Genomic DNA, 391 nt, shown 5'->3' with positions numbered 1-391 from the left:
GGTCGTACAGGACGTCATTTATCATTACTGAAGGGGCTCCTGGCACTCGCTCCAGCGACATGGTGACAATACCTGTAAGAAACAATATTCACCGATTACCATTCAGTGCTCTTGTTGAAGTTAATAAAAACTGGGATATCCCTCCCAGCAAATCACCATTAATCTTTAATGTTAAAGATTATCAGGAAAATGGTCTGTTCACGCATGGATTCCGTGGTAATAATTTCTCTGATGCCGGTTCTCCTTTTATTTCTATGGGAGGGTGTAATAAATATGTGGCAACAACCCAGAGGAAAATCATTTCAGGCTTCCGTTGTGGCGCTGATGGAGATGTTCAGGCCGTATGTAATGGTGAATTATCTGTTGCGGCAAAAACAACATGGACTTCAAT

1 protein-coding gene is annotated in these 391 nt (G+C 41.9%); it reads left to right on the top strand.

The annotated features are described in order from the left end of the window. Positions 1–59: 59 nt before the first annotated feature. The coding region (locus FL344_RS38840; RefSeq protein WP_228565677.1) for a hypothetical protein at positions 60–391 on the top strand (332 nt) is incomplete at its 3' end.

This window comes from Myxococcus sp. AB036A (genome assembly GCF_006547355.1).
GTDB classification, from domain to species: domain Bacteria; phylum Myxococcota; class Myxococcia; order Myxococcales; family Myxococcaceae; genus Myxococcus; species Myxococcus virescens.
This window is presented reverse-complemented; position numbering and strand designations above follow the sequence as displayed.